Genomic DNA, 12,832 nt, shown 5'->3' on the forward strand with positions numbered 1-12,832 from the left:
GAGGCTGATAAGCCGCAACGTGCTTTAAAAGCCCGCTCAAAACTTGCCGAAAGGCATGAATGGCTCAGCTTCGGGCTGGCATCAGCACGCAATCATAGCTGCTTTTCACAAGGCGGTCACAGGCGCTCTGGGCGTCGTCCTTGGAGGGGAAGCCGGTGAAGCGGGCGCGATAGGTGGTGGCGCCATCATGGGTGACAGCCTCTGTATAAATGTCGCGGTCGATCAACGGGCCACCGATCTTGTCGCGCACGGTTTGCAACAGGCTCATGGCTTCTTCGGCGCTGGCGGCGGCGGCAATCTGGATCTGCCATGTGCCGTCGCGGCGAAGCGGAATGGGTTTCATCGGTCGGGGCCTTGCGCCGGATACCATCATTTCCGTGGCGGCTGCCGCACTGCTTGCCGCCCCCTCGACATAGGCCGAACCATAGCGCGAACCCGGCACAGGCGCAGCAGGCGTGGGCGCGGAAGCGATCACATCCTCAAGGGTAATGGTGCGTTCACGGTCCACGGGCGTGGGAATGGAGCCCGTCGTCTGGGCCGTCAGAACAGGCGTGCTCGGCACTGCACTGGCGATCAGCGCATTGCCATTGGCGGCCTTGCCGATATTGCGCGTAATCAGCTGCGCCATGATGTTGTCACGGCTTGCGCCGCTGCGTCCGCCCATAACCACGCCCACTACGCGACGATTGCCATCGGCCACGGCACTGACGAGATTATAACCGGAGGCATTGGTATAGCCGGTCTTGATGCCGTCCATGCCCTTGTAGCGATACATCAGATTGTTGTGGCCATTGATGGTGCGACCGCGAAAGGCGAAGCTGCGCGTGGAAAACAGCTGATATTCCTTGGGAAAATCGCGCAGCAGCGCCACGCCCAGTGCCGACATGTCGCGGGCGGTGGTGATCTGACGGTCATCCGGCAGACCGGACGCATTGACGAATGTGGTGTTCGGCATTCCGAGCTGGCGGGCCTTGGCGGTCATCATGCCTGCGAAATTCTCTTCCGTCCCGCCGATCTTTTCGGCCATGGCCGTGGCCGCGTCGTTGGCGGAGAGCACGATCATGCCCAGAACCGCCTCGCGGACGGTAATCGAATCACCTGCCTTCACCCTGAGCTTGGTTGGCGGGCGGCCGGAGGCATATTTCGAAAACTCGACGGGCGTGTCCCAACTCAGCTTTCCGCGCCGCAGCGCATCGAAGGTCAGGTAAAGCGTCATCATCTTGGTCAGCGACGCCGGATGATTGGGGGCATCCGGATTTTCCGATGCAATGACACGGCCGGTGCGGGCATCGAGCAGAAGCTGGGCGCTTCCGGCAAGGGCCTGGGTGGATGCCACGCTGACGGCCATGAAGCAGGCCATGGACACCAAAATCCTGTTCACTCGGCTTCCAAACGGAATCTTACGCAATTTCAACTGACTGACCTCGAAACATCCCCAACCCGGCGCGGGCGCGTCGGGTGAATAGCTTCAAAATGGGGCAATAATCGTTCAATGCCTTCATCTTGCCCAATATCATTAACGAAAGGTTGCTCAATTGTGGCAGAGCTGTGGATTTTGCCCTTTCGCGGCCCTCTTCACGAAACTGTCAGGGCGGACTTAACCCTCACTCGCCTAGGGCGGGTGAAAAGGGCATGACTCTCGCAATGGCATCAATCCTTCAGCCAAAGCCACCTTAATATGAAAATTATACTGCAACTTTAACGGGTTGCGATGCAGTTGGTGCGGTTTACACAAGCTGAAGCGTCTTCCTGCATGATTCCTTAAATCGGAATCGCGTTAAGGTAAAATCATGCAGCAGGCGCTGGCATACGGGGGAAGAGATGGGGTTGAAACACAGGGCGATTGCCGCCGCACTTCGCGCAAGCGCGCTCATGCAGCGCATGAAGGTGATGGCAGGCGCGCGTGGCCGTGGCGCGATCTTCACACTGCATCAGGTGCGTCCTTATCTGCGGCGCGATTTCGATCCCAATCGCCATCTGGAAATCACGCCGGATTTTCTTGGCCTTGCGCTCGAAAGGCTGCGCCATGACGGCTACCGCTTCGTGGCGCTGGACGAGGTGCCGCAATTGCTCGCAGAACCGGCCGGGGCAAAGCCCTTTGCCGCCTTCACGCTGGATGATGGCTATCGCAACAATCATGCGCTGGCGGTGCCGGTGTTCGAGCGGTTTGAAGCACCTTTTACCGTATTTGCCTGCAAGGGCCTGAGCGAGCGAAGCCATGGCATGTGGTGGGAAACCCTGGCGGTTCTGCTCAGCCGCGCCGAAAAGCTCGAACTTGTGCTGGAGGGAAAGCGCTGCGCCTTCCAGACAGTCACCATCACCGAGAAAGCCCGTGCGTTTGCAGTGATTGCCGGCAAAATCTGCCAGCCCGGCGAGGCAGAGCGTATCGAGGCATTGAACCATGCAGCCCGTGCGCATGGCATCGATCCGCGCCAACTGGTGGATGACGCGATCATGACCGCAGGGGAACTGGGCACCCTTGGCCGCCATCCGCTGGCAAGCCTTGGCGCCCATGGCGTGAGCCACAGGGGGCTTGCCTTTCTCGATGACGCAAGCGTGCTGCGCGAGTTGACGGCCTCGGCCGATTATCTCGAAGCCATTACCGGCACACGGCCCTTGAGCTTCGCCTATCCCTATGGCGATGCCCGCAGCGTGGACGCGCGCATTGCGCGTCTCACAGCCCAGGCGGGGTTTCGCCTCGCCGTCACCACAAGGCCCGGCACGCTTGCGCCGGACCATGGCCAAAACCTGCTGCAACTGCCGCGCATTTCGCTGAACGGCTTTTTCCAGCACCCGGATCACGTTTCGGCGCTGGCCTCCGGCATTGTTTTTTCTGTGGCGCGGCGGCTGAGACAGTAAGCCCGACGGCGCGTTGCAGGGGCTCCGTCAGGGATAAAGCCGTTCCTTGCTCCAGCCCTCTTCCGGCGTGGCACGGGAAAAGACGATGCGATCATGCAGGCGGAACTTGCGGTCGTGCCAGAATTCGATGCTGACCGGCCGCAGCCTGAAGCCCGACCAATGCGGCGGGCGCGGCACATCGCCCAGTGCGAAGCGGGCCGTATATTCGGCCACCGCCTTTTCCAGCGCAAAGCGGCTTTCCAGCGGACGCGATTGCCGCGAGGCCCAGGCGCCAATGCGGCTGCCAAGCGGGCGGGAGCGATAATAGGCGTCGGCCTCCTCGTCGCTCACCACCTCGACCTCGCCACGCAACCGCACCTGACGGCGCAAGGTTTTCCAGTGAAAGCACATGGCGGCTTTCCTTTGGCCGAGAATCTCCCTACCCTTCTGACTCTCGAAATTGGTGTAGAACACAAATCCGCGCTGATCGAACTCCTTGAGAAGGACCATACGAACATTGGGCATACCTGTTTCATCAACGCTTGCGACAGCGACCGCATTGGGATCGTTCGGTTCACTTTTCGTCGCATCCTCCAGCCATGCCGCAAAAAGGCCAAAGGGATCGTCGTTTTCAGAAAAGTCACCGCTTGTTAACTGATTTTCGGACATATTAAGTTAAAAGCTCCCAAAGTGGTAAGGCCGCCAGTGGCGCATGGATGTCAGGACCGACCTTGAAAGACATAGCAAAGCCAGTCGGATGCAGAAAGGGACGCCCAGCGGTGCGCCGGCAATTTGTCGCCATCGCGGCGGCAAGCCTGCTGCTGAGCGGATGCGTCGGCGGCGTGATGGACATGGGTTCCTCCGCCAAGGTTGACCGGTCCATTTCCACTGCCACCATTCCCAATAACGAGCCGGAGCATCGATCGGATCAGGATACGGTGCGCAATGCCGTTTCATCGGCAGACATGGCGCGAACGGGACAAGCCCCCCTGCCCTGGGCCAATGCCTCCACGGGCAGCGCGGGGGTGATCGAATCCATTTCCGAAGACAACAGCAATGGCGTGCTGTGCCGCACCTTTGTCACCAGCCGCCATGCCTATGACGGAATTGCCAAATTCTATGGCCGAACCTGCCTTGTCGGTGACGGACAATGGCAGCTTCTGAATTTCGACCGGCAATCCTGAAGCCGTCTAGGGCTTTTTTTTTCAAGGTTGACCGCCCGTATATTGCCTGCAAAACCACGCCGGTTTTCATTCGACGCTCCGGCAGGTTAACGCCGGTAAAGCCCGTGAAAATGAAAGTTTACCATAAACCAAGCCCGACAGCTGCGCCGCTTGGGACGTAACCACTGATTAGCAACTCTGTTTCTAATGTTCGAAAGTCCCGGCGCGGGAACTTTATCCGCCGTCATGACGTGAATGATTCACAAAGCCATTTGGGAAGCCGAGGTGCTGACCGGCAAAGGACGATAGGTTTTTCAGGACAGCGTTTGATTGGTGAGCTATGCGCGATCCCTATTCCATTCTCGGCGTCCGCCGCGATGCCGATGCGGACGAAATTAAATCGGCCTGGCGTTCCAAGGCAAAAACCGCCCATCCTGACCAGAATCAGGACGATCCCGACGCGGGAAAACGCTTTGCCGAACTGGGACAGGCCTATGACGTCTTGAAGGATCCGCAAAAGCGCAATCGCTACGACCAGCGCGCCGCCAGGGTTGAATCCATGAAACGCGAACAGACCATCATGCAGCAGCGTGAGGAAGCCCGCGCCGCCGCCGAACGCGCCCGCCAGGCCAAGGCCAATGCCGAACGGGTGATGGCTGAACTTGCCCGCATCGACGCGGAAAAAGCCCGCGCCGAAAAGGCCGCCGAAGCGCTGATGGCCAAGGCCGAAATGGCGCAGGCCAAGGCAGAGGCCGCCCAGGCCCGCGCCACACAGGCAAAAGACGCCCAGACGCGGGAAAATCAGGCAAAATCAAGCCAGCCCCGTGAACCGCAAGGCAAGGAAACGACAGCCAGGGAAGCGCAGGCACGCGAAACACAGGGCAGACAGGACGCGCGCCCCGACGCGGCAAAGCCATCCGCCGCCAGCGCCGATGCCACCCATCCCGGCGACAGCGAGACCGATGACGCCCTTTCCCAGATTTTCGACCAGCGCCGTGACGAGCCGGAAAAACATCCGGATGGCGACCATGGCTCGCGTGGTTTTCTGCTGCCGGGCTTCCAGCTCATCACGTCTCTGGTGCGGCTCATCCGCAAGCCGCAGCCAGTGCAGGAGAAAGCTCCCGATATTACGGTGGAAGCGACCATCGCGGTACAGGATCTTTTGCAGCACAACCCGGTAATGGTACAACTCAGCGATGGACGCGAACTGCGCGTGCCGCTGGAGGCCGGCCTGACGGATGGCAGCCTTGTGCGGCTTGGCGGCAAGGGCCTGAAACTGCCCAACATGCAGCCCGGCGATGTGCTGGTGACATTGCGCGTACTGAAATCCGGGCCGCTTGCCGTGGACGGATTCGACCTCAGATGCAGCCTGCCGCTGGCATTGCAGGACGCGGTTCTTGGCTGCGAATGCGAGGTGGAAGGCCCCGAAGGGCCGGTAAAGATCACCGTGCCCGCCTGGGCAAGCACCGAACAGCCCCTGCGCGTGGAAGCACTTGGCCTGCCGCGCGGCGACGGCACCCGCGGCGATCTTCTGGTCGATATCCGCATCAGCTTGCAGGAAAGCCCGGACGACAAGATCACCGACCTGATGCGCCTCCTCAAGCACGGGCTTTATCTTTAGAGAATTGCTCCCAGCTGACGCCCGCACGGTCCGGATTGCCGTTTATCCACAATCCGTTAGACAAAATCGTCACAAAGCGGACGGGCGGCGGGGGCAAAAGCGTTGCTCCGGTGCCGCTAATACGCGAATTTACGTAAACATCGTTCAATATCAAAATCTTGCCAAAAATCGCCGATTGCGGGATCGATCGCCAGTTGCGGTCCATGCTCGCGCGCATCCGCCTGCTTTTCCAGCATAAAACGGAGATTTCAGGCCTGTTGCCTCACACCCTTTATTACCGAGCCTAACAGTATTTGTTACATGCGCATCAAGCTGGTGATAACCCCTAGCTTGAACCCATGAGGCGGCTATGCCATAGGCAATCTCAATCGAAAGTCTCAAGGAGCAGAGAATGGCTCATACATCGGGCCTCATGGCAGGCAAACGCGGCATCATCATGGGCGTCGCCAATAATCGGTCTATCGCATGGGGTATTGCCAAGGCATGTCGTGACGCGGGCGCGGAAGTCGCGCTGACCTGGCAGGGCGACGCGCTGAAGAAGCGTGTGGAGCCGCTGGCACAGGAATTGAACGCCTTCATGGCGGGCGATTGCGATGTTACCAATCTGGAAAGCATCGATGCCGTTTTCACCAATGTCGAAAACCATTGGGGCAAGATCGATTTCGTGGTCCATGCCATCGCCTTTTCCGACAAGGACGAGTTGACCGGCCGCTATCTCGACACCACGCGGGACAATTTCACCCGCACCATGGATATTTCGGTCTATTCCTTCACCGCCGTTGCCAAGCGGGCCGAAGCGCTGCTCAACGATGGCGGCTCGCTTCTGACGCTGACCTATTACGGCGCGGAAAAGGTCATGCCGCATTACAACGTCATGGGCGTTGCCAAGGCCGCGCTTGAGGCAAGCGTGCGCTATCTCGCCGTGGATATGGGTGGCCGTGGCATTCGCGTCAACGCCATCTCTGCCGGCCCGATCAAGACGCTGGCAGCCTCCGGCATCGGCGATTTTCGCTATATCCTCAAGTGGAACGAGTATAACTCGCCGCTGAAGCGCAATGTCACCATCGACGAAGTCGGCACATCGGGCCTTTATCTCCTGTCGGACCTGTCCACGGGCGTTTCCGGTGAAGTGCATCATGTCGATTGCGGCTATCACACCGTCGGCATGAAGGCCGTCGATGCGCCGGATATTTCCGTCGTCAAGGAATAAGCGGGTTCGTCTGCCGTGCAGGTTTACATCATACGCCACGGACAGACGGACTGGAATGTCGAGGGACGGTTTCAGGGGCAGACAGATATTCCCCTGAACCCGACTGGCCAAGGCCAGGCTGTGCGCAATGGGCAATTGCTGGCGCATATTCTGGGCGATGGAGCGGGGGAGTATGATTTCATCGCCTCCCCTCTTGGCCGCACCCGCGAAACCATGGAGCGCATTCGCGCGGAAATGGGGCTGGACCCGCAGGCCTATGGGCTGGAGGAAAGGCTGAAGGAAATCTGCTTCGGCGACTGGGAAGGCCACACCACCGCCGAACTCAAGAAGCTCTTCCCGCAACGGGTCAAGGAGCGCTCCCGCGGCAAATGGGATTTTATCGCGCCGGGAGAGATGGCGGAAAGCTACGAAATCCTGTCATGGCGCACTGGCGCGTGGATGCGCGGACTGCTGCGGCCTACGGTCGCCGTTACGCATGGCGGCGTCATCCGCAGCTTCTTTCGCCTTTTCGGCAGCCTGACGCCGAACGAGGCCTGCACAATGGATGTGCCGCAGGACCGCGTTCTTTCCATTCGCTTCAATCAGCAGGAACCGGCTGCCAGCGAGCTGCACTGGCTTTAGAGCATTTTCAGGAAAAGTGGAAGCCGGTTTTCCGTCTGAAAATGCGTAAAAACAAATAGTTAGAGCGGTTCAATGTTTCCGTGAAACAATGAACCGCTCTAGGGTGTGTGGACATTCGCCCTTGAGTATTGTTCCGAGAAAAGTGTAGTCACGGTTTTCCATCCGGAAATGCGGATAAACAAAAGCTGAGAGCATAATCCGGCCGGGGCGAAACCGGATTTTATGGACAGCCGCCAGCCTATTCTACAAGCTGAAGATCATCCACGACGCGCTTGCCGTCCACGGTGGTGAAGGAAACGATCACCTTTTGCCCCGGCTTCAATCCTTCGAAATTGAATTCTTCCGGCAGGGAATAGGTCTTGCCGTCTTCGAGCGTCAGGACCAGCTTTTGCTGGTTGATGGATTTGATGGTCGATTCCACATCGTCGCTGGCGGCAAAGACCTGCATGGGCTGAAGGAAGCTTGCGGTCAGCAAGAGCGTTGCTATCAGGAAGCGCATCCGTGTGGCCCTCTTCATGTTCGTCCAATCCTCGATCCGTCCACTAAGCGTGCCGAATATGGCAAAATTTGCCCGGCCCTGTGGCCATTTCCCAGTATTTTCGCAGGGATCCGACGCAATTCAAGCGCCATCCCGCGCCAAAGCCGCGGAGTAAACAGGTTTTACAGCGCCGTGCGTTTTATCAAACGCACAAAGGACGCTGTAACACTTTAAATCTGCGGCATAATTTTCACCTTAAATCGATTCCGATTTAAGGAATTATGCAGCAGAGCATTTCCGGCAAAACTGTGGTCGCTTTTGCGTCCATGCCCCGGAACGGGCCGCGTAAACCTTTCCCTGACCTTAATTGGGATTAATGTGACAAGTTCGAATTATAGCTCCCTCTGAAAAGGCTAAATTAACAGAGCCCATCCTAGGCTTGGCCCTTCTTCTCCCAAGGCATGGGGATGCCGGTGCATCCCCGTCTTTACGGGACGAGAGGGGTTGCAGCATGGTGCGGCACGCTTCTTTGGCGCAGGGTTCATGGCAGGCGTGCTGTCTGCGCCATGCGCCGGGCGGTTGAACGGCAACCAGACGATTACGGGATCCGGTGGGGCTTATCTTGCAGCGTAACAGAGTATTGGCGGCGTTATCGAAGATCGTCTCGGAGCGGTACAGGCGGCATGAGTTCATGCTTGTGCTGTGCATTTCGCTTGTGCTGGCCGGGATTGTTCTTTCCTCCGCCGGAACGGCCAAGGCGCCGCCACCGGGCGTGTTGCTCTCGCTGCTGGCCGTGCTTTCCGGCGTCGGGCTGTTTTACTGGCAGAGAAACTCCTTCGAAAGGCAGCTGGAGGCACGGGAGGAATATAATCGCGATCTGGCGCAGCGGTTCGATCTGGCCATGGACAGTTCCAACATCGGCATCTGGGAACTGGACACGCTGAACGGCACGCTCACGCATGACAGCCGCGCCAGCCAGTTGCATGGTCTGCAAGCCGGACTGATCGAGGGCCGCGAGGCCTGGCTTGAAAGCATTCATCCGCAGGATCGGGAAAGGGCAGAAATCTATATCTTCCGCTGTTCGCAATTGAAGACCGGCACCACCAGCGAAACCTATCGCGTGGAGGCGTCGGGAGAACAGCGCTATCTGCGCTCTGTCGGCTCCTGCTCTGCCGCCAGTCACAAGGTGACGGGGGTGATTTTCGACGTCACCGCCGATATTGCCATGCAGAACACGCTGCGCAATGCCAAGGAAGTTTCCGACATCAAGAATGCCGAGCTGGAGCTGGCGCTCGACGAGCTGACGCTGCGCGAACAGCAACTGGAAGAGCTTTCGCACCGTTTCGAGCTGGCGCTGGCCTCCTATGATTGCGGGGTATGGGAGCATGATTTCGTGCGCGGCCATCGCATCTGGGATGAGCGCATGGCCCAGCTTTACGACGTGCCGCGCATCGAGGGCCATGTCAGCGATGCCCGCTGGCTGAAGAATGTTCACAAGGCCGACCGTGCGCGCCTTCAGGCCGCCGCCGACCAGGCCGTCACACAAGCCTCGCGGCTGGATGAAACGCATCGTCTGCTGCTTGCCAATGGCAGTGTGCGGCATGTGCGCATTGTCGGCCAGGTTCACAATGCCCGCGATGGCCGCCGCAAGCTGATCGGCGTGGCCTTCGACGTGACCGCCGACGTGCTGTTGACCGAGGAGCTGCGCAAGGCCAAGGGCGAGGCAGAAACCCGCGCCATCGAGCTGGAAATGGCCAAGAACCGCATTGAATACAATGCCCTGCATGATCCGCTGACGGGGTTGAGCAACCGCCGCAGGCTTGATCGCGAGCTGGATATGCTCAGCGAACAGGCCGGAACGGCAGCCCTCAGCTACACGCTGCTGCATCTCGATCTCGACCGCTTCAAGGAAATCAACGACACGCTGGGCCATGCGGCTGGCGATGCCATGCTGGTCAATGCCGCAGGCATTCTCAACCGCCTTGTGGAACATGGCGACCTGACTGCGCGCATTGGCGGCGATGAATTCGTGATCCTGCTGAAACGGACCGTGACCGATCAGGCCATTGCCACGCTGGCCAGCCGGATCATCGAGGACATCAACATTCCCATCGACTTCGAAGGCACGCCCTGCCGCTGCGGCGTTTCCATCGGCATCGCCAAGGGCGGGGCCTTCAGCCGCGATGCCCGCAAGGTGCTGATCAATGCCGATCTGGCGCTTTACGAGGCCAAGCGCAGGGGTCGCAACGCCTTTGAATTCTTTACCGAACATTTGCAGGCCAATATCGTCAATTCCCGCCGCATGACCGACGATTTTTTGGCCGCCTTCGAGCGTGACGAACTGACCGTATGGTACCAGCCGCAATTTTGCAGCCAGACGATGATGCTGGCAGGCGCGGAAGCCCTGGTGCGCTGGAACCACCCGGAAAAGGGCTATATGGCCACCCACAGCTTCCTGAAGATCGCCGAGGAACTGAACCTGATGGGCCGCATAGACCAGATGGTGCTGGAGCAGGCCCTGAAGGACAAGATGCGCTGGACCGCCATGGGGCTTGCCGTGCCGCGTGTTTCGGTGAATGTCTCCTCCCGGCGGCTGAACGATGAAAACCTTATCTCGACCCTGGAAGGGCTCAGCATCCAGAAGGGCGAAATTGCCTTCGAACTGGTGGAATCGATTTTTCTCGACGATACCGATGCGGTGGCCGCCGAGAATATCGAGCGCCTCAAGGCGCTGGGCATTGAAATAGAAGTGGATGATTTTGGCACCGGCCACACCTCCATCATCAGCCTGCTCAAACTCAAGCCCAAGCGGCTGAAGATCGACAGGCAGCTTGTTCTGCCGGTGGTGGAAGCGCCGCGCGAACGGGCGCTGATCCGCTCCATCATCGATATTGCCCGCTCTCTTGGCATCGAAACGGTGGCGGAAGGCGTGGAAAGCCGCGAACATGCCGATGTGCTGCGCGAACTGGGCTGCGACCTCCTGCAAGGCTATGCCTTTGCCAAGCCGCTGCCCTTTGAAGATTTTACCCGCTTTGCCGAGCAGGATGTAAAAAGGCTGGCCGGTTGAGCGCCCGCCACAGGCGCCAATTTGCTTGAGTTTTGACCCCGGAACCGAGATGCGTGCAATTGGGCTTCACAGTGCCCTTGCAGATGGGTAAGAGAAATGGCCCATTGCGGGCCGCCCTGCCATAGCATCCGGTTCAAGCTCATGTCGCATAACAGTTTCGGCCATCTCTTCCGCGTTACCACCTGGGGCGAAAGCCACGGACCCGCTTTGGGCGCCGTGGTCGATGGCTGCCCGCCCGGATTGCGCTTCACGCTGGAAGACCTGCAAATCTGGCTGGACAAGCGCAAGCCGGGACAATCCCGCTTCGTCACGCAGCGCCGCGAGGCCGATCTCGTCAAGGTTCTTTCCGGCGTCATGCCGCAGGAAGATGGCTCGATGATCACCACCGGCACGCCGATTTCGCTGATGATCGAGAATACCGACCAGCGCTCCAAGGATTATGGCGAAATTGCCCGGCAATACCGCCCCGGCCATGCTGACTACACCTATGATGTCAAATATGGCATTCGCGACTATCGCGGCGGCGGCCGTTCCTCGGCCCGCGAAACGGCAGCGCGTGTTGCCGCTGGCGGCATTGCCCGGCTGGTGCTGCCCGATGTGAAAATCCGTGGCGCGCTGGTGCAGATCGGCAAACACAAGATCGATCGCGCCAACTGGGATTGGGCGGAAGTGGACAACAACCCCTTTTTTGCCCCGGACCCGACGATCGTGCCCGTCTGGGAAGACTATCTGGATGACATCCGCAAGGCGGGCTCCTCCGTTGGCGCGGTGGTGGAAGTGGTGGCCGAAGGCGTGCCCGCCGGGCTCGGCGCGCCGATCTATGGCAAGCTGGATCAGGATATTTCCGCGCTGCTGATGTCGATCAACGCCGTCAAGGGCGTGGAAATCGGCAATGGTTTTGCAGCCGCCGAAATCACCGGGGAAGAAAATGCCGATCAGATGCGCATGGGCAATGACGGCAAGCCGCTTTTCCTCTCCAACCATGCAGGCGGCATTCTCGGCGGCATTTCCACCGGCGAGCCGATCGTGGCGCGCTTTGCCATCAAGCCCACCTCCTCCATTCTGACCGAGCGGCAATCCATCGATGCCGATGGCAAGAATGTCGATGTGCGCACCAAGGGCCGTCACGACCCCTGCGTCGGCATTCGCGCCGTGCCGGTGGGCGAGGCCATGGTGGCCTGCGCACTGGCTGACCACTTTCTGCGCGACCGTGGCCAGAACGGCAAACAGCGCTGATATTTGAAATTTTTGAGTAAACCATGTCCTTGAAGCTTTATCTTGCCGGTCCGGAAGTGTTTTTGCCCAATGCCCGCGAGGTGCTGGATGCCAAGGCGGAACTGACCCGCTCCTACGGCTTCACGCCGATCTGCCCCGGCGACATCTCCATCGAGCCCGCCCCGACGCGGCATGAATTTGGCCTGAAGATCAGCGCCGTCGATGAGGGCATGATGAATTCCGCCGATGGCGTGATTGCCAATCTCACGCCCTTTCGCGGCATCGCCGCCGATCCCGGCACGGCCTTCGAACTTGGCTATATGTGCGCCCAGGGCAAGCTGCTGGCGGCCTATACCAATGTGGCGGAAAATCACTTTGCCCGCACCAGCGCCTTTTATCAGGGCAATGTGCGCGAATGGGAAGACGGCCGTAAGCGCGCCACGGATGGAACGGCACTCGAAGATTTCGAGATGATCGAAAATCTGATGCTGCATGGCGGCGTAGAGCGCCGGGGTGGCCCGATCATCGTCCACCCTGCCCCTGCCGATAAGGTGTTGACCGATCTGACCGGCTTCGAACAGTGCCTGAAGGCGTTGGCTGAGGCGGTGGCGAAGTGAGC

At 59.4% G+C, this 12,832-nt stretch carries 12 protein-coding genes; 8 read left to right on the forward strand and 4 right to left on the reverse strand.

Translation table 11 applies throughout. The features are described from left to right. Positions 1 to 64: 64 nt before the first annotated feature. The gene (locus T424_RS0107290; RefSeq protein WP_245269475.1) at positions 65 to 1,381 is read right to left on the reverse strand and encodes a D-alanyl-D-alanine carboxypeptidase; all 1,317 of its coding nucleotides are present in this window, start codon (positions 1,379 to 1,381) and stop codon (positions 65 to 67) included. A gap of 440 nt (positions 1,382 to 1,821) precedes the next feature. Here T424_RS0107290 and T424_RS0107295 point away from each other — a divergent pair, with 440 nt between their 5' ends. Then, positions 1,822 to 2,859, forward strand: a complete 1,038-nt coding sequence (locus T424_RS0107295; RefSeq protein WP_037066915.1) for a polysaccharide deacetylase family protein — start codon at positions 1,822 to 1,824, stop codon at positions 2,857 to 2,859. Between the two features lie 27 nt (positions 2,860 to 2,886). On the opposite strand, the gene pdxH is transcribed toward T424_RS0107295, so the two are convergent. Next, complete coding sequence (pdxH, locus tag T424_RS0107300; RefSeq protein WP_027487158.1) at positions 2,887 to 3,507, reverse strand: pyridoxamine 5'-phosphate oxidase; 621 nt, start codon at positions 3,505 to 3,507, stop codon at positions 2,887 to 2,889. A gap of 62 nt (positions 3,508 to 3,569) precedes the next feature. Between pdxH and T424_RS0107305 the strand changes: the two genes are divergently transcribed. Together T424_RS0107305 and T424_RS0107310 are read left to right on the forward strand one after the other, a co-directional pair. Then, positions 3,570 to 4,022, forward strand: coding sequence for an RT0821/Lpp0805 family surface protein (locus tag T424_RS0107305; protein ID WP_027487159.1), 453 nt, complete (start codon positions 3,570 to 3,572; stop codon positions 4,020 to 4,022). 319 nt (positions 4,023 to 4,341) lie between these two features. Next, a complete protein-coding gene (locus T424_RS0107310) occupies positions 4,342 to 5,622 on the forward strand; it encodes a J domain-containing protein (RefSeq protein WP_027487160.1) in 1,281 nt (426 codons plus the stop codon). Here T424_RS0107310 and T424_RS22465 read toward each other — a convergent pair. Then, a complete protein-coding gene (locus tag T424_RS22465; protein WP_154664830.1) occupies positions 5,600 to 5,827 on the reverse strand; it encodes a hypothetical protein in 228 nt (75 codons plus the stop codon). The genes T424_RS0107310 and T424_RS22465 overlap by 23 nt on opposite strands. A gap of 186 nt (positions 5,828 to 6,013) precedes the next feature. On the opposite strand from T424_RS22465, the gene fabI reads away from it, so the two are divergent. Further along, positions 6,014 to 6,832, forward strand: a complete 819-nt coding sequence (gene fabI, locus T424_RS0107320; protein WP_027487161.1) for an enoyl-ACP reductase FabI — start codon at positions 6,014 to 6,016, stop codon at positions 6,830 to 6,832. 15 nt (positions 6,833 to 6,847) lie between these two features. Continuing rightward, positions 6,848 to 7,453 (forward strand): histidine phosphatase family protein, encoded by a 606-nt coding sequence (locus T424_RS0107325; protein WP_027487162.1) that lies wholly within the window; start codon positions 6,848 to 6,850, stop codon positions 7,451 to 7,453. 238 nt (positions 7,454 to 7,691) lie between these two features. On the opposite strand, the gene T424_RS0107330 is transcribed toward T424_RS0107325, so the two are convergent. Then, complete coding sequence (locus T424_RS0107330; protein WP_027487163.1) at positions 7,692 to 7,952, reverse strand: DUF1344 domain-containing protein; 261 nt, start codon at positions 7,950 to 7,952, stop codon at positions 7,692 to 7,694. Positions 7,953 to 8,553: 601 nt separating this feature from the next. Here T424_RS0107330 and T424_RS20370 point away from each other — a divergent pair. The 3 genes from T424_RS20370 to T424_RS0107345 all read left to right on the forward strand — a co-directional run bounded on the left by T424_RS20370 (position 8,554) and on the right by T424_RS0107345 (position 12,830). Beyond that, on the forward strand, positions 8,554 to 10,998 hold the full coding sequence (locus tag T424_RS20370; RefSeq protein WP_245269479.1) for a sensor domain-containing protein: 2,445 nt from the start codon (positions 8,554 to 8,556) through the stop codon (positions 10,996 to 10,998). 141 nt (positions 10,999 to 11,139) lie between these two features. Further along, positions 11,140 to 12,234, forward strand: a complete 1,095-nt coding sequence (gene aroC, locus T424_RS0107340) for a chorismate synthase (protein WP_027487164.1) — start codon at positions 11,140 to 11,142, stop codon at positions 12,232 to 12,234. Between the two features lie 23 nt (positions 12,235 to 12,257). Then, positions 12,258 to 12,830, forward strand: coding sequence for a nucleoside 2-deoxyribosyltransferase (locus T424_RS0107345; RefSeq protein WP_037066920.1), 573 nt, complete (start codon positions 12,258 to 12,260; stop codon positions 12,828 to 12,830). Positions 12,831 to 12,832: the final 2 nt, after the last annotated feature.

It is taken from the genome of Allorhizobium undicola ORS 992 = ATCC 700741 (assembly GCF_000621665.1).
Lineage (GTDB): Bacteria > Pseudomonadota > Alphaproteobacteria > Rhizobiales > Rhizobiaceae > Allorhizobium > Allorhizobium undicola.